The 17,104-nt window shown below is 68.1% G+C and carries 19 protein-coding genes; 9 read left to right on the top strand and 10 right to left on the bottom strand.

Features of this window, described 5'->3' with window-relative positions; genetic code table 11:
- Positions 1-97 precede the first annotated feature (97 nt).
- A complete protein-coding gene (locus tag EGM71_RS11040) occupies positions 98-979 on the top strand; it encodes an AraC family transcriptional regulator (RefSeq protein ID WP_188484959.1) in 882 nt (293 codons plus the stop codon).
- 170 nt (positions 980-1,149) lie between these two features.
- On the opposite strand, the gene EGM71_RS11045 is transcribed toward EGM71_RS11040, so the two are convergent.
- From EGM71_RS11045 to EGM71_RS11080, 8 genes are all read right to left on the bottom strand, one after another.
- Positions 1,150-1,707 (bottom strand): TetR/AcrR family transcriptional regulator, encoded by a 558-nt coding sequence (locus EGM71_RS11045; RefSeq protein WP_188484960.1) that lies wholly within the window; start codon positions 1,705-1,707, stop codon positions 1,150-1,152.
- 4 nt (positions 1,708-1,711) lie between these two features.
- Complete coding sequence (locus tag EGM71_RS11050) at positions 1,712-3,244, bottom strand: MFS transporter (RefSeq protein ID WP_188484961.1); 1,533 nt, start codon at positions 3,242-3,244, stop codon at positions 1,712-1,714.
- A 150-nt stretch (positions 3,245-3,394) separates the two neighbouring features.
- Positions 3,395-4,141 (bottom strand): hypothetical protein, encoded by a 747-nt coding sequence (locus EGM71_RS11055; RefSeq protein WP_188484962.1) that lies wholly within the window; start codon positions 4,139-4,141, stop codon positions 3,395-3,397.
- Positions 4,141-4,761 carry a DUF3299 domain-containing protein gene (locus tag EGM71_RS11060; protein WP_188484963.1) on the bottom strand — a complete coding sequence of 207 codons (621 nt, stop codon included), beginning with the start codon at positions 4,759-4,761 and terminating at the stop codon, positions 4,141-4,143. Before EGM71_RS11060 ends, EGM71_RS11055 begins: the two co-directional genes overlap by 1 nt.
- Positions 4,751-5,296 (bottom strand): DUF3299 domain-containing protein, encoded by a 546-nt coding sequence (locus tag EGM71_RS11065; protein ID WP_188484964.1) that lies wholly within the window; start codon positions 5,294-5,296, stop codon positions 4,751-4,753. The genes EGM71_RS11060 and EGM71_RS11065 overlap by 11 nt, the downstream gene beginning before the upstream one ends.
- Positions 5,297-5,298: 2 nt before the next feature.
- Positions 5,299-6,552 (bottom strand): ABC transporter permease, encoded by a 1,254-nt coding sequence (locus EGM71_RS11070; RefSeq protein WP_188484965.1) that lies wholly within the window; start codon positions 6,550-6,552, stop codon positions 5,299-5,301.
- On the bottom strand, positions 6,545-7,240 hold the full coding sequence (locus EGM71_RS11075) for an ATP-binding cassette domain-containing protein (protein WP_188484966.1): 696 nt from the start codon (positions 7,238-7,240) through the stop codon (positions 6,545-6,547). The genes EGM71_RS11070 and EGM71_RS11075 overlap by 8 nt, the downstream gene beginning before the upstream one ends.
- Positions 7,237-7,770, bottom strand: a complete 534-nt coding sequence (locus EGM71_RS11080) for a ZrgA family zinc uptake protein (RefSeq protein WP_188484967.1) — start codon at positions 7,768-7,770, stop codon at positions 7,237-7,239. Before EGM71_RS11080 ends, EGM71_RS11075 begins: the two co-directional genes overlap by 4 nt.
- Positions 7,771-7,805: 35 nt before the next feature.
- On the opposite strand from EGM71_RS11080, the gene EGM71_RS11085 reads away from it, so the two are divergent.
- Positions 7,806-8,282, top strand: coding sequence for a MerC domain-containing protein (locus tag EGM71_RS11085; protein ID WP_188484968.1), 477 nt, complete (start codon positions 7,806-7,808; stop codon positions 8,280-8,282).
- Positions 8,283-8,395: 113 nt separating this feature from the next.
- Here EGM71_RS11085 and EGM71_RS11090 read toward each other — a convergent pair whose 3' ends face one another.
- Complete coding sequence (locus EGM71_RS11090; RefSeq protein WP_188484969.1) at positions 8,396-10,528, bottom strand: TonB-dependent receptor; 2,133 nt, start codon at positions 10,526-10,528, stop codon at positions 8,396-8,398.
- A gap of 185 nt (positions 10,529-10,713) precedes the next feature.
- Between EGM71_RS11090 and EGM71_RS11095 the strand changes: the two genes are divergently transcribed.
- Positions 10,714-11,589: a helix-turn-helix domain-containing protein gene (locus tag EGM71_RS11095; protein WP_223224444.1), complete on the top strand. Its 876-nt coding sequence runs from the start codon at positions 10,714-10,716 to the stop codon at positions 11,587-11,589.
- Between the two features lie 10 nt (positions 11,590-11,599).
- On the opposite strand, the gene EGM71_RS11100 is transcribed toward EGM71_RS11095, so the two are convergent.
- On the bottom strand, positions 11,600-12,502 hold the full coding sequence (locus EGM71_RS11100; protein ID WP_188484970.1) for a LysR family transcriptional regulator: 903 nt from the start codon (positions 12,500-12,502) through the stop codon (positions 11,600-11,602).
- A 118-nt stretch (positions 12,503-12,620) separates the two neighbouring features.
- Here EGM71_RS11100 and dkgB point away from each other — a divergent pair, with 118 nt between their 5' ends.
- From dkgB to copD, 6 genes are all read left to right on the top strand, one after another.
- Positions 12,621-13,424 carry a 2,5-didehydrogluconate reductase DkgB gene (gene dkgB / locus EGM71_RS11105; protein WP_188484971.1) on the top strand — a complete coding sequence of 268 codons (804 nt, stop codon included), beginning with the start codon at positions 12,621-12,623 and terminating at the stop codon, positions 13,422-13,424.
- An 11-nt stretch (positions 13,425-13,435) separates the two neighbouring features.
- Positions 13,436-14,410 carry a TIGR03571 family LLM class oxidoreductase gene (locus tag EGM71_RS11110; RefSeq protein WP_188484972.1) on the top strand — a complete coding sequence of 325 codons (975 nt, stop codon included), beginning with the start codon at positions 13,436-13,438 and terminating at the stop codon, positions 14,408-14,410.
- A gap of 19 nt (positions 14,411-14,429) precedes the next feature.
- Positions 14,430-15,368 carry a cyclase family protein gene (locus EGM71_RS11115; RefSeq protein ID WP_223224445.1) on the top strand — a complete coding sequence of 313 codons (939 nt, stop codon included), beginning with the start codon at positions 14,430-14,432 and terminating at the stop codon, positions 15,366-15,368.
- A complete protein-coding gene (locus EGM71_RS11120; protein ID WP_188484973.1) occupies positions 15,365-15,688 on the top strand; it encodes a MoaF-related domain-containing protein in 324 nt (107 codons plus the stop codon). Before EGM71_RS11115 ends, EGM71_RS11120 begins: the two co-directional genes overlap by 4 nt.
- 127 nt (positions 15,689-15,815) lie before the next feature.
- Positions 15,816-16,193 (top strand): copper homeostasis periplasmic binding protein CopC, encoded by a 378-nt coding sequence (copC, locus tag EGM71_RS11125; RefSeq protein ID WP_188484974.1) that lies wholly within the window; start codon positions 15,816-15,818, stop codon positions 16,191-16,193.
- 10 nt (positions 16,194-16,203) lie between these two features.
- Complete coding sequence (gene copD, locus EGM71_RS11130) at positions 16,204-17,088, top strand: copper homeostasis membrane protein CopD (RefSeq protein WP_188484975.1); 885 nt, start codon at positions 16,204-16,206, stop codon at positions 17,086-17,088.
- Positions 17,089-17,104: the final 16 nt, after the last annotated feature.

A 17,104-nucleotide genomic window follows, 5' to 3' on the forward strand; every position in this document is an offset into this window, starting at 1 on the left:
CCTTGGGAAAGCGCCCGGGATTGGACGACCCGCTCATCCTAGGTAGACTCACTGGACACATTGTGCGCAATCAGCCGGATATGTTGTCCATACGTCCATGAGCATTCCCCTCGACACGTCCGCACCCGATCGCCTCTCCTCCCTGCTGGAACGCTTCCGGGTGCAGGCCGCGCTGTTCCACAGCGGTCCGCTGTGTGGACGGCAGGTGTTCGAGCCGCAACCTGGGCGCGCGTTCCTGCACATCCTGCGCCGGGGTGAAATGGAGGTGCGCCATCCCGATGGCGATACCGCGCTGCCACGGTTGAAGATCGACACCCCCAGCCTGCTGCTGTACCCGCAGCCGCTGCACCACGTGTTCTTCAATGCCCCACTGGATGGCCCGGATTTCACCTGCGCGACGCTGGACTTCGATGGCGGCGCGCGCAATCCGATCGTGCAGTCGCTGCCGACGGTGATGGTGGTGCCGCTGGCCGCGATCACCGAACTGGACGACACCCTGCACCTGCTGTTCACCGAGGCCGATCGCCAGCGCTGCGGCTCCCGGCTGCTGACCAACCGCCTGTTCGAGGTGGCGCTGATCCAGATCCTGCGCTGGGTGGTCGATCACCCGGATGCAGCGGGCGTCAGTCATGGGCTGATGCGTGGCCTGTCCGATGCACGGCTGGCACGCACGCTGGTGGCGATGCACCAGGCGCCGCAGGACGAATGGACGCTGCCACGCATGGCCGCGACTGCCGGCATGTCGCGCAGCGCGTTCGCAGCGGTGTTCAAGGACGTGATGCAGGCCACGCCGGCCAGCTACCTGCTGGACTGGCGGCTGAGCCTGGCCTGCGCGCAACTGCGAGCCGGCGTGGCGGTCAAGCAGGTGGCGATCGAGGTGGGGTTTGCCGATACCGCGTCGTTGTCGAAGGCGTTCCGGAAGCGGTTGGGGGCTTCGCCGAGATCGTGGCTGGCAGCGACCGCGGCGCAGGCTGGGTAGAGTCGACCGCTGGTCGACTATCGCGCGGAGCGCGGGGTTTTCGTTGTCTGACCGAAGGGCAGTCGACTGACAGTCGACCCTACCGAAGCGGCATTTTCGTGCCCTGACCGAAGAGCCGCCGACCAGCGGTCGGCTCTACCACGGGCGACGTCCGCGCGTCGGTCGACGGCTCAGCTGGACGTTCCATCGAGCTTCGCCAGCAGCCCGGCGATGCGCTCGGCAACCTGGGCACGTACGCTTTCATCCAGCTGCCCTTCGTACATCGCCTCGTAGATCCAGAGGCCATCGGCGGCCAGCCGTGCCACGAAATTGTCGAGCGCGGCCGGGTCATTCTGCCCGGCCGACGGCGGCAACGGCGCCCAACGCCGCACCGCCGGTCCCCACGGGCGCTCTTCGGCGTCCGGGTCGGCCGATTCCAGCATGAACATCAGTTCGGCACGGGTGGCACTCTGCGCCGAGACACGCACGAAGGTCTGGTAGCGCTCCAGCGCCGATGCTTCCTCCGCTCGCTTGCCCAGCAGCGATTCCATCGAAGTCTCCCAGGCCTGCACCAGGTGCTCGTCGATGCCGCGCAGCAGCGCCTCGCGCGACGGGAAGTGGTACAGCAGGCCGCCACGGGTCAGCTGGGCCTCGGCCGCCACCGACTCGAAGGTCACCGCGCGCACGCCGTCACGATTGATCACGTTGACGGCGGCGTCAAGGATGCGGTCGCGCTTACTGGTTCTCATCGCGTCATTTTACGCGATCGGCCGCGCCCTCGCGGCTGCCGACGCGACCGCGCAGCAGGCGCGCGATGATCGCCGCGCCCACCGCCAGCACCGCCGTGATCACCAGCAGCACGATCTGGTAGCCGCGGTCATACGCGGCCGTGGCCAGCGCAAACCACTCGCCCTGCCCGCTTTCGCGCGCGGCGTGCAGCGCCTGGGTGATGCCTTCACGGGCCAGCGCCGGCATGTCGGCCGAGACCGGCAGGAACGCGCTGTACATCGCCGCGCTCAGGCTGCCCAGCATCGCCACCGCCAGCAGGCCACCGAACTCGTAGGACACTTCTTCCACGGAAGACGCCATGCCCGCACGGTGCGCCGGCACGTTGTTGAGGATGGCGGTGGACGCCACCGAGATGGCCGAGCCCATGCCGAAGCCGGTGATCGCCATGCCCGCGACCACCCAGCCAAGGCCGTGCGGGAAGCCGAAGGCCACCACGCCGACACCCAGCGCACCTGCGGCCAGGCCGCCGCAGATCAGCGGGCGCAGGCCCACCCTGTGCAGGATGCTGCCGCCCAGCAGCGCACTGGGCAGGCTGCCCAGTGCCGCCACCGAGACCAGCAGGCCTGCCTGCAGCGGCGTAAAGCCTGCCACCAGCTGGAAGCGCTGGGTGGTTACCAGCTGCAGGCCGGCCATCGCGAACAGGGTGAACACCGCCGACAGCGTGCCGGCCAGGAACGCCCGGTTGCGGAAGATCGCGAAGTCCAGCAGCGGGTACGGCAGCTGCTGCTGGCGGCGCGCGAACGCCGCACCACTGATGACGGCCAGCAGCAGCGCGCCCGCGCCCAGTGCATACGACGGCGGCGTAGCGATCAGCGATTTGATCGCCAGCACCAGGCCGGACAGTGCAGCCAATGCCAGCAGCGACGAAACCAGGTCCCACGGCCGCGAGGTATCGCGCTGTCCTTCCGGCGCCAGCAACAACGTGGCCACGAAGGCGACCACCACCACCGGCACGTTGATCAGGAACACCGAACCCCACCAGAAATGCTGCAGCAGCCAGCCACCGATGATCGGGCCCAGCGCCGCACCGACGATGGCGACCGAGCCCCAGATCGCAATGGCGATGTTGCGTTCGCGCTCTTCGTGGAAGCTCAGGCCGATCAGCGCCAGCGTGGCCGGCATCATCGCGGCCGCGCCGACCGCCAGGAACGCGCGTGCGGCAATCAGCTGTGTTGCGCTGGCTGCGAACGCCGCTGCCAGCGAGGCTACGCCAAACACCACCAGGCCGATCAGGAACATGCGGCGGTGGCCGATGCGATCGCCCAGCGTGCCGGCACCCAGCAGCAGCCCGGCCATCACCAGCGGGTAGGCGTTGATGATCCACAGCGCCTGCCCGGCACTGGCCGAGAGTTCCTCGGTCAGCGTGGGCAGTGCGGTGTAGAGCACGGAGTTGTCGAGCGTGACCAGCAGCAGGCCGGCGGCGACGGTGAACAGCAGTGCCCAGCGACGGGCACGCGACAGGGCCGGAGCACCGGCCAAGGGCTGGGACAAAGCCATGGGAGAACCTGACGGGGGTGGAGTACGGTCATAACTATACAGGATGTCCTGTATAGTTATGAAAAAAACGCCACCGGTTCAGATTGGGGCCCGGGCAATGTTCATGTTGCCGCGCCCCTCATGCCGGGTCGTGGCCGGTGCCAGGGATCATCACCGGCAGTCCTCCGGCAGCGCGGCGATCGCCGATACCACCGCCGCCTGCATCCCCTGCCCCACGGCGGCGTCCAGCTCGCCATCGATGCCCCCATGCTGGCGCCGCAGTTCGTCCTCGCACAGTCCGCGCACGCGCGCACGGGCATTCGCGCGCAGGCTGCTGCACCGCCAATCGTTGCCGCCCAACGGCAGCACCGAATACACCACGCTGTTGCAGGCATTCCCTGCGCGTTGCTGCAACGACAGTCCGCCGAAATCCCGCGGCTCGCTGCTGCGCTGCGGGTCGAAATAGCTGTCCGGGAACGTGCGTGCGTACTGTTCGATGTCCACGGCCATGCTGCGCCCTCCGGCCAGCGGCAACTGCAGCGGCTGGCCGCACTGCGTCGCATCGGCACGATGCTGGATGTACTGGTAGATCGGCCGGTCCAGCGTTGGATCCTGCTGGGTCACCGCACTGACCGCCGCCAGCACCGGCAGCGATGCACGATTGGCCATGCGCGCCAGCAGCCCGGCCTGCGCTGGCTGGCAGCGGTCGCGCAGGGTTGCAGCGAGCAGGAACAGTATGTCGTTTCGAAACGCATGGTCATCGCCCAGGCGCTGTTCGATACGCTGGCTGGCATCGGAAGAAGGCGCCGGAAACGCGGCCGCCGGTGGCGCGATGGGGGCGCGGTGCCGCTGCCACCACACCAGCAACACGACTGCGCCCAGCAGCACCCCGGCAGCCATGATCCAGCGCCGCGGCATCAGTTGTGGATCGCCGTCAGCGTGGCCGCCGCGGCATCGTACGACGCGCTGGCGATATCCGCGTCAAAACGCTTCACCTGCAGACGGCCGGCAAGCCGGTACGGATCCCACAGATCGCCCAGCGCGATCGGCGTGGCCAGGGTCACGTGGATGATCTGGTTCGGTGGTGGTGGCGGCACGTGGATGCACGCGCCATAGAACGGTACGAACAGCAGTTCATCGACCAGGCCTGCATCGTTGGTGCCGAGCGGTACCACGTAGCCATCCAGATCCACCGCGCGACCGTCGACGGCGTCAACGACGCGCGAGGAGCCGAACTGCTTGGCGCGGTCCGGGCTGGAATGGTCGATCTCCTGCCCCGGCGGCGTGCCGGAGCCGGTGTCGTCGATCAGTCCGCCCACGCCATCCATGCCACCGCGTGACAGGCCGATCTGCGGCGGCGGGCGCTGATAGGTGATCTCGTCGGGCCGCAGCGCATCCCAACGGTCGATGGCGGCAGCGTCCGTAGCGACTGCAGCCGGTGTGTCCTTCGGCGTGACCGCCACAGCATCGCCGCCCGGCGACGTACAGCCCGCCAGCCACAGGCATCCCAGTACCAACAACATGGGGCTACGGTTCATAAGGCCTCAGCTGTGCATCGCGCATGGTGTAGGCGGAGCCGGCCAGATCATCATCCAGCCGTTCGGCACGCAGGGTGCCGGCCAGGAAGAACGGCGAGTACATGTCCGGCATCGCGATGGGGCGTGGCAGCACCACGTGCACGATCTGGTTCGGTGGTGGTGGTGGCACGTGGATGCAGGCGCCGTAGTACGGCACGAACAGGAATTCGGTCAGCCGCCCGTCCTGCGCGTTGGCCAGTGGTACCACGTAGCCCGGCAGGCGCACTGGCCGCTGCAGCACCGTATCCACCGTACGGAACGTACCGAACTGCGGCATGCGCCGGTTACCGTTGTGCTCGACCTCCGGGCCCTCGCCCCGCTCCAGCGCGGCCAGCTCGTCCTTCGGCATCATCTGCAACCAGTCCAGTTCCTGCTCTGCCGCATCCGCAGCGCGGTCGACAACCGGCGAGGGTGGCAGGGCCTGCACACCGGTATCCACCGGCCGCTCGCAGGCGGCCAGTGCCAGCACCATAGGCAGCGACAGCATCCAGCGCATGCTCAGCCTCCCGGCGACAGGCCATCGGCCAGCGTGCGCCGGTAGGCCAGCAACGCCGGCACCAGCCCGGCCACCGCACTGATCGCCAGAACGCCTGCCACCCAGGCCAGCTCGCGGCCGTCCGGCCAGACATGGGTGATCGACAGGCCAAAGTTGGCCAGCGCCCAGCCACGCCCGGCAATGCTGACGGCCACCAGCAGCGCCAACGCCAGCACGCAGGCCACGGCACTGGTCGCCACCGCTTCCACCACCAGCAGGCCGGCGATGTAGCCCGGCCGTGCGCCGGTCGCACGCAGGATCGCCATCTCGCGCCGCCGCTCCTGCAGCGTCGAGACCAGCAACGCCACCAGCGAGACCATGCCCAGCAGCACCACCATCGCGCTGATCAGCTGCAGGGCGCGCTCGGCCGTGCCCAGCGACTGCCACAGCTGCTGCAGCGTCACGCCGGGCAGGATGGCCAGCATCGCCTCCTCGGGATACTCGTTGATCCTGCGCTGCACCGAAAACGTGGCGATGCGCGAGTTCAGGCCGAGCATGAAGGCGGTGATGCTGGTCGGCGTCAGGTCGAGGTGACGCGCCTGCTCGGCGCTGACGCGCTGGCTGCGCAACTGCACGCCCGAGCGCCAGTCGACATGGATCGCCTCGATCGCCGCCAGCGAGACCAGCAGCGACGAGTCAACCGGCGTGCCGGTGCGCTGCAGGATGCCGGCGACTCGGAATGGCTTGTCGGCATGCGTGGCCAGGGTGACCGCGCCGGTGCCGTGCGCCAGCACGATCTGGTCACCGAGACCGACCTTCTGTGCCTGTGCCACCTCGGCACCGATCACCACGTCATACAGGTCATCGAACGGCCGTCCGCTCGCAAACGCAAGCGCGTGCCCGGCGCCATAGCGGTAGTGCTCGAAATAGCCATCGCTGGTACCGACCACGCGGTAGCCGCGCCAGGAGTCGCCCAGCGAAAGTGGCACCGCCCACTTCACCTGCGGCAGCGCGGACAGCGCCTGGTAGGACTGCCAGGACACGTTGTTGGTCGGGTCACCGATATGGAACACCGAGTACAGCAGCAGGTTCACCGGCCCCGAACGCGCACCGACGATCAGGTCGGTACCGGACACGGTGCTGGCGAAGCCTTCGTGTGCGTGCGTGCGCACGCGCTCGACGCCCAGCAACAGCACCACGCTGAGGGTGATGACCAGCACGGTCAGGCCCACGCTCAACGCACGGCTGCGCAGACTGGCCCAGGCAAGCTCAAGCATGGCCGGCACCTGCCTGGTTGATCTGCGACAGGGCAATCGTGCGGTCGAACAACCGCTCCAGGCTGTCGTCATGGCTGACCACCAGCACTGTGGTGCCGGCTGCCTGGCACTGCGCCGACATCAGCTGCAGGAACGCGGTGGCCGCGTCGCGGTCGAGCGCCGAGGTCGGCTCATCGGCCAGCAGCAACGCCGGGCGGCCGATCAGGGCGCGTGCCGCCGCCACGCGCTGCTGCTGGCCGACGCTGAGCGTGCCTGCGCGCCGCTGCATCAGCGCCGGGTCCAGCTGCAGCGCCTGCAGCAGGCGGGCGATCTCGGCATCCAGCGGGCCGCTGATGCGTGCGCTGCGCAGGCGCGAGAAGCGCAGGCCCAGCGCGATGTTGTCGCGCACGCTGAGAAACGGCAGCAGGTTGAACTGCTGGAAGATCACGCCCAGGTGGTCGGCGCGGAAGCGGTCCCGCGCGGCACCGCGCATCGCCTGCAGCGCGTGGCCGGCGACTTCGATGCGGCCCTTGCCAGGCAGCAGCACGCCCGCCAGCAGGCCCAGCAACGTGCTCTTGCCACCGCCACTGATCCCGCGCAGCAGCACGCTGCTGCCCTGCTCGATCCACAGCCGCGGCACGTCCAGCACCAGCCGCCGGCCATAGCCGAACTGCACGCCATCCAGCGCGATCACCGGTCGCATGCTCACGGTGCCAGCACCACGCGCAGGTTGTCCGGGGTCAGCACGCTGCGGTTCTGGCCATGGGCGGTGGCGCTGTTGACGATCACTTCGTGCAGGCCCGGGAACAGTGCGGGCAGGCGCACGACAATGGCCCGCAGCTCGCCAGGCTTGGCGCAGTGGTACTGCAGCGTTGCGCTGAACCCCGCGTGCCGATGCTGACCGGATGGCGGTGGGGCAGCCGTCGCATCGAATCCCTCGGCCTTGGCATCGTTGCCTGAAAGGCGGCAGCCCGCGGCGGTAGGCAAGGTGACCCAGCTGCCGCCCTGCAGCAGCGCAGTCGCACGCGCCAGCGCGGCTTGCTCGGCTGCATTGGCCGGCGGCCGCTCGAAATCAAGGATGCCGATGCCGGGGGCCTGCAGGGCGAATTCCAGCGTCTGCTGGTCAAGCGCAAGATCAACGGTGGCCTGGCCGTGTACGTGCGCACCGAGCTGGCGGACATCATGGGCCTGCGCGGCACTGGCAGCCAGCAGCAGGAAAAGAGCAGCAGAACGCTTCATGGGGGGGGGCACTCCAATTGTTACTATGTAACCTTATGGACCACATCCCCACGACGCCCGCAAGGGCCCTGGCCCAGCCGCCAACTTCGGCACGCTGGCATCCCCGCGTTGATCTGGCCGGCGCCTGGCTGTCCCTGGCCTGCGCCGCCCACTGCATCGCCCTGCCCCTGCTGCTCGCCTTCGTGCCGGCGGCGATGATGGCGCTGCGTTCGTTCCAGCACCCCGGCCATGGCGCGATGACGGTGCTGCTGGTGATGTCGCGCTGGGAATGGCTGTTCGCGCTGCTGGCCTCATCGCTGGCATTGGCCAGTACCGCGGCCGGATTGCACCGGCATGGTCACTGGCGATCCCTGCAGTTGGCCTGTGCCGGCGCCATCCTGCTGTTGTCCGCCTCGCTGTACCTGCCATTGAAGGAATCGCTGCTCTGGCACGGCGTGGCGACGGCCAGCGGTGGCGTGCTGCTGGCGTGCGCACACATCGGCAACCGGCGGGCGCTGCACAACCGCCGGTAGCGTTCCGAAGATGCCGGCCAGCGGCCGGCACTACCCTTGGTTGGAGGCGCGGGCCGTCTGCGCCGCACCACCACCGGTAGCGCCGGCCGCTGGCCGGCGCGTGCCCCGCCTCCTCAGAAGCGATACCCCACTTCCGCGCCGAAGATCCGCGGGCTGTCGACCGGGCCGTAGTAGTTGCCGTCGCGGCCGAAGGCAAGATTGTCGAAGATCAGGCCATTGATGCGACGTTTGTTGGTCAGGTTCTGCACGAACACCCGTGCGCTCCATGGTCCGGTCTCGTAGCCCAGCTGCGCACCCAGCACGGCGACGGCCGGCTGGAAAGCGCGGTTGCGCTCGTCAAGTGCGCTGGAGCCGGTGAACTGCGACTCCAGCCGCGCGTAGAGGCCAGACGCGAACTGGTAGCGGGCGGCCAGATAGCCGGTGTAATGCGGGGTCAGCTTGACCCGCTTGCCATCCAGGTTCTGGTCGACGCTGACCCACAGCCTGGTGTACTTCGCGTCGACGTAGCCCACGTTCGCCATCAGCGTGAAACCAGGCACTACTTCGAACACACCCTCCAGTTCTGCACCCCGTGACCGGATCGAGGCGTCCGATCCCACGTAGTCCGACGAGATCGGGCGGCCGTTGCCATCGGTGGCCACCTGGATCTCCTGCCAGTTGTCCGAGGTGATGTGGAACAGCGCACCGCCGATGTGGCCGCGACCGCCGGCCAGATTCATCTTGAACCCCAGCTCGTGGCTCCACATGCGTTCGGACTCGTAGCGCAGCACCTTGTCGTTGACCACATCGCTCTGTGCGGCTGCCAGATTGAAGCCGCCCGGAATGTAGCCCTTGGCCGAAGCCGCGTAGAAGGACAGGTCGTCGGTGGCATCGTAGCGCAGCGACACCCGCGGCAGCGTGGCCGAGAAGGTATGCGCCAGCGCGGCATCGCGATACAGCACGCGGCCACCGGCGCCCAGGTCCAGCGCACCGGCGCGCTGTTCGGTGGAACGCCGCGCCTGTTCATGGCGCAGGCCGGCACTCGCGGTCAGCCTGGGCAGCGCGGGGAAGGTGTAGCTGGCGGTGGCGAACACGCTGTAGTCCTCGCCCTTCGAGGTCTGCCGCGGTGCCAGGTTGTAGCTGTCCAGCCCATGCAGCGCAGGGCCGACGAACGTACCCAGGATCGAATCCTTGCTGTTGCGGTAGGTGGACACACCGGCCATCCAGGTCAGGGGCTGGTCACTGGGCGAACTGAAGCGCGCTTCGGCCGTCCATTCCTTCTTCCTGTCGTAGATGCGGCCGGCCAATGCCGGGCTGTTGGTCATGTCGAAGTCGTAGCCGGCCGAGGTCACCTCCTCGTCCCGCCAGGAGGCGGCCACGTCCAGCGTGCCGGCCTGCAGCTGCCATTGCGCGCTCAGGCCGGCCACCGATTCATCCTTTTCGGTGCGCTTGGGCGCGTCGTTGATGTAGGTGAAGTCACCGGCACGACGGCCGCCATTGAGCGAGGTGCCGTAGGTGCGGTTGTAGAGGCCAGTATCCAGCGGCAGGTATTCGTACTCGAACATGCCCGGCGCGCGTGTGCGCAGGTGGTAGGCGAGCGCATTCACCGAGACATAGTCGCTCGGCTGCCAGCGCAGCTTGCCCTGCAGGTAGCCTTCGCCCACCCTGCCGCGCGCACCGGAGGGCGTGAGGTTCTTCAGGTAGGCGTCCTCATCCGAGCCCATGAACGCCACCGAGCCGGACAGGCTGCCGGTCTTGTTCAACGGCCCTGCCAGGAAGCCATCGAGAGCGGTGCCATTGCCGTTGCCGAACCAGGTGCTGCGCATATTGATCTCGCCCTCGCGTGCATCGGCCGGGCCGCGTGTGCGCACCAGCACCAGCCCCGACTCGCTGTTGGCACCGTACAGCGTGCCCTGAGGGCCGCGCAGCACCTCCACCGACTCGACCTGGTTGAGCACGGCGTTGCTCAGTTCGCGGAACGGAATGCCATCGATGTAGACCGAGGCACGGTTGACCAGGAAGGGATTGGACTCGATGCCGCGGATCGAGATGAACATGTTGCTGAGCTGCCCCATCGCATTGAACTTGACGTTGGGCGCGAGCTTGTCGAGATCACGGAATTCGGTGACACCGGCCTCCTTCAGCGCCTGCCGATCAAGCACCGTCACCGACAGATCGCTCTTCAGGTACGGAGTGTCGCGCTTGGAACCGGTGACCCGGACGCCGTCGAGCGTGGCCGGATCGGCCTGCTGGGCGAGTACAGGCATGGCAGGAATGAGCAGGGATGCCGCGACAAGCGCGGCGGCAGGCGTGGACGACTTCAACGGATGAACCTCAACGGATGAAATGGCGGGCGCACGGGCGGCGGCAGTGCGCAACAAGAGTGTTATCCTGTAACATTCACGTGGTGCCGCCACTCCATTCCCGGCGGCGCTGCTCCGTTTCCGGATCCATGACGCGCGCCTTCCTGATGCGAGCCCTCGCCGACCAGCTGCTGCAGGAAACCGGCCCCCAACCGCCCGCGATGGTGAGCAGCGACGACGGTGCGGTGGTGCTGCTGCGCCATCGCTTCGAGGCCAGCGAAGGCAGCATGGGCCATCCCCACCAGCTGCGCCTGGGCATGGCCATCGGTGGCGGCGGGCGCTTGCAGCAACGCAGCCATGGCGGCCTGTTGCAGGGCGTCTGGCAACCTGGTCAGTTCAACGTGGTCCTGCCCGGTGACATCGGCACCTATGCCAGCCCCGCAGTGGACGTGCTGGGCGTTGCCATCGACACCGGCCTCCTGCAGCAGGAGGCGCACCGGATGCATGACCTGCAACCGCTGGCAGCGCGCCTGCAGCGCGACCCGGTGGTCACCTCGGTGCTGCAGGCGTTGTGGTGCAGCGCACAGGCCGATGCCTGCCTTCCCGGATTTCTCGAACACGGCGCGCGGGTGCTGCTGCACCGCCTGCAACAGCTTGCCGGGCACGCGCATGCGCTGCCGCCGAGGGCCACTGCGCTGTCCGCGCGGCAGTTGCAGCACCTGCAGGAGTACATCGACGCGCAGTACGGCCAACCGCTGGCGGTTGCGCAGCTGGCGGCGGCGCTGCAGATGGACCCATCGACGTTCAGCCGTGCGCTGCGTGCAGCCACCGGGCTGCCCCCCTATGCATTCCTGACCCAGCGCCGCATGCAGTGGGCGTGCGCGCAGCTTGCGCAAGGATGCAGCGTCACCGAAGTCGCACTGGCCTGTGGCTACGCCAACCCCAGCAAATTCAGCGCGGCCTTCCGGCGTGTCGCTGGCTGCTCACCGTCTGCGTGGGCCGCGCAGCACCGCGGCCTGCAATAGCGCCGGGCCCTCACTCGTCGAACGGGCGCTGCCCCAGTGTCTGCGTCACATGGTCGACGAAGCAGGTGATGCGCGCGGCCAGCGCGGTGTTGCGGTAGTACACCGCGTTGATCGGCTGCCGCACTTCCTGCGTCTGCCTGGCGAACAGCTGCACCAGGCGGCCATCACGCCGGTCCTGGCGGGTCAGGAAGTCGGACAGGCAGGCGATGCCCAGCCCGGCCACCGCCATCTGCCGCAGTGTCTCGCCACTGGATGAAGCGATGGCCGGCTCGATCACGAACGGCCCACCATCGGCATCGAGCAGCGGCCACTCGTTCAATGAACTGGGCTGGGTGAAGCCGAGCAGGTCATGCGTGCGCAGCTGCTCCACGCGCGTCGGCGTGCCGTGCCGGCGCAGGTACTCGGGGCTGGCCACCACGCGGATGCGGCTGTGGCCGATCGGCCGCGCATGCAGGGTCGAGTCGCGCAGCACGCCGATGCGGAACGCCACGTCGGTGCGCTTCTCGATCAGGTCGGTGATGCCCTCGTTGGAATTCAGCTCCAGCTCGACCTGCGGGTAGCGCTCGCGGAAGCCCTCCAGCAACGGCACGATCACGTGCAGCATGAACGGCGTGGCGGCGTCCACGCGCAGGCGCCCGACCGGCTGCAGCCGCCGCGCGGCCATCTGCTCCTCGGCCTCGTCCACCGTGGCCAGGATCGTGCGCGCGTACTCCAGGAACGCCGCGCCTTCCTCGGTCAGTTCCAGCCGCCGCGTGGTCCGCCGCAGCAGCGTGGTCTGCAGCTTGTCCTCCAGCCGCGCCAGGGTGCGGCTGGTGGCCGAGATGGTCAGCTCCAGCTCCTCGGCCGCTGCCGTGATCGAACCGCTGTCCACCACGGCCACGAAGGCCTTCAGCTCATCCAGGGTGGTTTTCATTTTTTACCTCGGCGCAAAAGCGTTTCCCGTATACACGGCTTAATCAACAAATGTAAAGCGCCCACACTTCGCCCCGTCCCGAGCCCACCGGCTCTCAACGAAGTCCCTGGAGTCCATCATGAGCGTTCCTTCCTTTGGCGTCGGCACCTTCCGCCTGACCGGCCAGACCGTCATCGACTCGGTGCGCAACGCCCTCGACGTCGGCTACCGTGCGGTCGATACCGCGCAGATCTACGGCAACGAAGCCGAGGTCGGCCAGGCCATCGCCGAATCCGGCTTAGCACGCGACCAGCTGTTCCTGACCACCAAGATCTGGGTCGACAACTACGCTGCCGACAAACTGATCCCGAGCCTGCGCGACAGCCTGGCCAAGCTGCGCACCGACCATGTGGACCTGCTGCTGATCCACTGGCCGGCGCCGGGCAATGGCGTTGAACTGCGCGAATACATGACCGCGCTGGCCGAAGCCAAGACGCTGGGCCTGACCCGCCAGATCGGTGTGTCCAACTTCAACATCGCGCTGACCCGGCAGGCCATCGAGGTGGTCGGCGCTGGCGAGATCGCCACCAACCAGATCGAACTGAGCCCCTACCTGCAGAACCCGGCACTGACCGCTTTCCTGCAGGACCAGGGCATCACCGTCACCTCCTACATGACCCTGGCCTACGGCAAGGTGCTGAAGGATCCGGTGCTGGCCGCCATCGCCGGCAAGCACCAGGCCACCGTGGCCCAGGTCGCGCTGGCGTGGGCACTGCAACTGGGTTACTCGGTCATCCCGTCCTCGACCAAGCGCGAGAACCTGGCCAGCAACCTGCTCGCCCAGGACCTGCACCTGGATGCCGATGACATGGCCGCGATCGCTGCGCTTGACCGCAACGGCCGCGAAGTCGATCCGCCGGGCCTGGCCCCGGCCTGGGACTGAGGAGCCTCGCCATGGGCAGTGCGTTGGCGCGGCTGCAGGCCGGTGGTTTCAGCATCGGCATCGAAGCACCGCTGGACAATGACTGGACGCCGCTGGGCGAACAGGCACGACGCGCCGCGCGACGCCTGCCCGGCGAACCGGACCTGCAGCGCCATGCGGAACTGGCACGGTTGGTCGACCGCCTCGGCTTCCGTGCGCTCTGGGTACGCGACGTGCCGGTGTACGACCCGGCCTTCGGCGATGCGGCGCAGGTGTTCGAGGTATTCAGTTACCTCGGCTACCTGGCCGGCATCACCGAGAACATCCTGCTGGGCACCGGTGCGGTGGTGCTGCCGATCCGTGAGCCGTTGCTGACCCTGAAGTCGGCGCGCAGCGTGCAGCGGCTCAGCGGCGACCGCCTGCTGCTGGGCGTAGCCAGTGGCGACCGCCCGGTGGAGTACCCGCTGTTCGGCCGCGACTTCGACACGCGTGGCAGCCGCTTCCGCGAGCAGATCGCACTGCTGCGCGAAGGCGCCGCCGCGCACCTGCCGCAGGGCTTGGACGTGCTGCCCGCGGATGGCCCGGCCCTGCCGTTGTTCGTAGCCGGCCTGGCCCAGCAGCAACCGGCGTGGATCGGCCAGCACATGGACGGTTGCCTGGCCTACCCGGGCACGCCACAGGACCATGCGCAACGCGTGGCGGCCTGGCGCGCCGTGGCCGGCAACAAGGCCTATGCCAGCTTCATCCACCTGGACCTGGTGGCCGATGCCAATGCCCCCCTGCAGCGCTGGCGCTTCGGCCTGCGCGGCGGCCGCAACGCGCTGCTGGCCGAGCTGCACGCCATGCAGGCGGCTGGTGTCGACCACATCGGCCTGCAGTTCCGCCGCAACGAACGGCCGTTGGCCGAGACCTTCCACGAAATCGCCGAGTACGTGCTGCCGCACTTCCCGGCCCATGCCGACGCCGCCGCGTCGCATGCCCCGCTTGCCGCCCCCGCGACGGCCTGACAGTTACCGGAGCTTTGCCATGAAGATGAAGACCCTGGCCGCGCTTGCGCTGGCCACCCTGCCGCTGTCCTTCCAGGCCACCGCCGAGGACTGGTATCCCTCTGCCTACGGCGCCAACGACGAGATCGGCGCGGCCAACCTGCTGACCGCGGACGTGGTCAAGCACGCGGTATCGCTGATCAGGACCGGCAAGACCTATCCGCTGGCGGTGCCGGTGGACAAGAACCTGCCCGCGTTCCGCCACCGCAGCTTCCGCCTGTACAACGTGCAGGTCGGCCAGCAGGCCGGCAAGTCGCTGGGCCCCAACAAGTTCACCTTCAACGATGAACTGGTGAACGCCTGGACCGGCGTTGGCACCCAGCTCAACGGCATCGGCCATATCGGCATCGACAACGTCTACTACAACGGCAACAAGGCCGCTGACTTCGTCACCGTGGACGGTGTGCGCAAGCTCGGCGTCGAGAAGGTGCCGCCAATGGTCACCCGCGGCGTCGTGCTGGACATGACCGCGTACTACGGCAAGGCGATCGTGCCCGGCGGCACCGAGTTCACCGTGGCCGACATCCAGGCCGTGCTGGAGAAGCAGGGCCTGAGCCTGCGCAAGGGCGACGTGGTGCTGTTCAACACCGGCTGGCTGGAACTGATCGGCAAGGACGACAAACAGTTCCTGGAAGTGGAACCGGGTATCGGCATGGAGGCCGCGAAGTGGCTGGCCGACCAGGGCATCGTCGCCTTCGGTGGCGACACCTGGGCCTCGGAGGTCTACCCGAACCCGAACGGTGCCGAGGAGTTCCCGATCAACCAGTACATGCTGGCCAAGCGCGGCATCTACAACCTGGAGCTGATCGACAGCCGTGCCCTGGTGCGTGACAAGGCCTGGGAGTTCCTGTTCGTGCTCGGCCAGCCGCTGTACGTCGGCTCGACCCAGGTGAACATCAACCCGGTGGCGATCCGATGAACATCGCGGCTGACCTTCCCGTGTTCGCCGGCCGCCGCTTCCGCGTCAGCTATGACGGCCTGGCCGCCGACAATGTCTACAGCGCCGATGGCCGCCATGTGCAGTACGCCATCGTCTCCGGCGCCTATGCCGGTGCGCAGGGCGAAGCCGCCTGTGAATGGCAGCGGATCAGCGAAGGGATCTATGCCATTTCGTGGCAGGAAGCCGATGGCGCTACGGTCGTGCATGTCGACGACTTCGTGGGCGGGCGTTCGCTGGCCTGGTTCACCGCCACCGATGGCAGTTTCCATCGCATGCAGGGGCCGCTGGCAGCGCTGTGACGCCGGCCAGCGGCCGGCACTACCTTGCTAGTGGGCCGCACATTACAGATCGGTAATGTAGGGGTCAGGGCAGCGAAAGGCGCTGCCCTCCACCCTGTGGGCCACGTCTTCCACAGGTGTCCCACGCATGGCCCGTCCCCTGCTCCGCTCCTCCGCCCTTGTTGTCCTCGTGTCCGGCCTCGCGATTGCGCCGCTGGCCCTGGCCCATCCCAGCCTGGTGCGCTCGACGCCGGCCGCCGACGCGACCGTGGCCCCGGCCAGCCAGATCGAGCTGCAGTTCAGTGAGAAGGTGATGCCGCGTGCCACCCGCATCGAACTGAGCATGGACCATGGCCGCATGAAGATGGCCATGCCTACCACCGCGCAGGACCTCTCCGAAGATGGCCACACGTTGCGTGCGCGCTTCGCCAAGCCGCTGCCGGCAGGCAGCTACGCACTGCAGTGGCGCGCGGTGGGCCAGGACAGCCACCCGATCACCGGCAGCTACCGCTTCACCGTAAAGTAAGGCTGCCGTCGTGGCCGAGCTCTCGCCGTATGCACTGCGGCTGGCGCTGTACCTGGTGCTGATGCTGCTGTTCGGGCGGATGCTGTTCGTCCGCCCCGAGCTGCCGCGCGGCGTCCTGCTGGCGCTCGCGCTGATCGCGTTGCTGGTGGGGGTCACCGATGCCGTGACCCGGTTGTCCAGCGTGCTCGGTCTGTCGCCGGCCGACATCGACCTCGAGATGGCGCGCTGGTTCCTTACCGGTACGCCGGTGGGTGAAGCGGGCCTGCTGCGCCTCCTGGCGGTGCTGGCGATGCTGCCCCTGCTGGCATTCGCCACGCCGCTGCAGGGCCTGCGCCGCGTGGCCCTGCTCGCATTGTCTGCCACGGCGTTGGCCAGCCTGTCCTGGAATGGCCACGCCGCTGCGGGCGATGGGCTCAGCGGCACCTTGCGGCTGCTGGCCGGCATCGTGCACCTGCTGGCCGCCGGTGCCTGGGTCGGCGCGATTGCCGCCATCCTGCAGTTGGCGCTGCGTCCACAAGGCCTGCACCTGCGCGAACGTACCCATGCGCTGTGGCAGGCCGCGCACAGCTTCGCCCTGCCCGGTACGGTCATCGTCGCCACCCTGGCGATGACCGGCACCTATACCTATGTCGATCTCGGCGGTTCCGTGCAGACCCTGACCGGTACCGCACATGGGCGCTGGCTGCTGCTCAAGCTGGCCCTGGTGGGCGGCATGCTGGGGTTGGCGGCGCTGCATCGCTGGCGGCTGGTACCGGCGCTGGCGGTCTCCATCCGCGGCGGCTGGCAACCCAGGCCGCTGCGCTCACTTCGCCACAGCCTGGCCTGCGAGTCGGTGCTGGCCGTGCTGGTGCTGGCCTGCGTGGCGGTGCTCGGTACGCTGGACCCGTTGGCGTGAGCCTGCGCAGCCAGCC

The sequence above is a fragment of the Stenotrophomonas maltophilia genome, assembly GCF_006970445.1.
Classification (GTDB): domain Bacteria; phylum Pseudomonadota; class Gammaproteobacteria; order Xanthomonadales; family Xanthomonadaceae; genus Stenotrophomonas; species Stenotrophomonas maltophilia_AU.

What these genes read in the sequence shown, in the direction of transcription:
- EGM71_RS11040 (WP_188484959.1), top strand. Translation starts at nt 98, where the DNA reads ATGAGCATTCCCCTCGACACGTCCGCACCCGATCGCCTCTCCTCCCTG.
- EGM71_RS11045 (WP_188484960.1), bottom strand. Translation starts at nt 1,707, where the DNA reads ATGAGAACCAGTAAGCGCGACCGCATCCTTGACGCCGCCGTCAACGTG.
- EGM71_RS11050 (WP_188484961.1), bottom strand. Translation starts at nt 3,244, where the DNA reads ATGGCTTTGTCCCAGCCCTTGGCCGGTGCTCCGGCCCTGTCGCGTGCC.
- EGM71_RS11055 (WP_188484962.1), bottom strand. Translation starts at nt 4,141, where the DNA reads ATGCCGCGGCGCTGGATCATGGCTGCCGGGGTGCTGCTGGGCGCAGTC.
- EGM71_RS11060 (WP_188484963.1), bottom strand. Translation starts at nt 4,761, where the DNA reads ATGAACCGTAGCCCCATGTTGTTGGTACTGGGATGCCTGTGGCTGGCG.
- EGM71_RS11065 (WP_188484964.1), bottom strand. Translation starts at nt 5,296, where the DNA reads ATGCGCTGGATGCTGTCGCTGCCTATGGTGCTGGCACTGGCCGCCTGC.
- EGM71_RS11070 (WP_188484965.1), bottom strand. Translation starts at nt 6,552, where the DNA reads ATGCTTGAGCTTGCCTGGGCCAGTCTGCGCAGCCGTGCGTTGAGCGTG.
- EGM71_RS11080 (WP_188484967.1), bottom strand. Translation starts at nt 7,770, where the DNA reads ATGAAGCGTTCTGCTGCTCTTTTCCTGCTGCTGGCTGCCAGTGCCGCG.
- EGM71_RS11085 (WP_188484968.1), top strand. Translation starts at nt 7,806, where the DNA reads ATGGACCACATCCCCACGACGCCCGCAAGGGCCCTGGCCCAGCCGCCA.
- EGM71_RS11090 (WP_188484969.1), bottom strand. Translation starts at nt 10,528, where the DNA reads ATGCCTGTACTCGCCCAGCAGGCCGATCCGGCCACGCTCGACGGCGTC.
- EGM71_RS11095 (WP_223224444.1), top strand. Translation starts at nt 10,714, where the DNA reads ATGACGCGCGCCTTCCTGATGCGAGCCCTCGCCGACCAGCTGCTGCAG.
- EGM71_RS11100 (WP_188484970.1), bottom strand. Translation starts at nt 12,502, where the DNA reads ATGAAAACCACCCTGGATGAGCTGAAGGCCTTCGTGGCCGTGGTGGAC.
- dkgB (WP_188484971.1), top strand. Translation starts at nt 12,621, where the DNA reads ATGAGCGTTCCTTCCTTTGGCGTCGGCACCTTCCGCCTGACCGGCCAG.
- EGM71_RS11110 (WP_188484972.1), top strand. Translation starts at nt 13,436, where the DNA reads ATGGGCAGTGCGTTGGCGCGGCTGCAGGCCGGTGGTTTCAGCATCGGC.
- EGM71_RS11115 (WP_223224445.1), top strand. Translation starts at nt 14,430, where the DNA reads ATGAAGATGAAGACCCTGGCCGCGCTTGCGCTGGCCACCCTGCCGCTG.
- EGM71_RS11120 (WP_188484973.1), top strand. Translation starts at nt 15,365, where the DNA reads ATGAACATCGCGGCTGACCTTCCCGTGTTCGCCGGCCGCCGCTTCCGC.
- copC (WP_188484974.1), top strand. Translation starts at nt 15,816, where the DNA reads ATGGCCCGTCCCCTGCTCCGCTCCTCCGCCCTTGTTGTCCTCGTGTCC.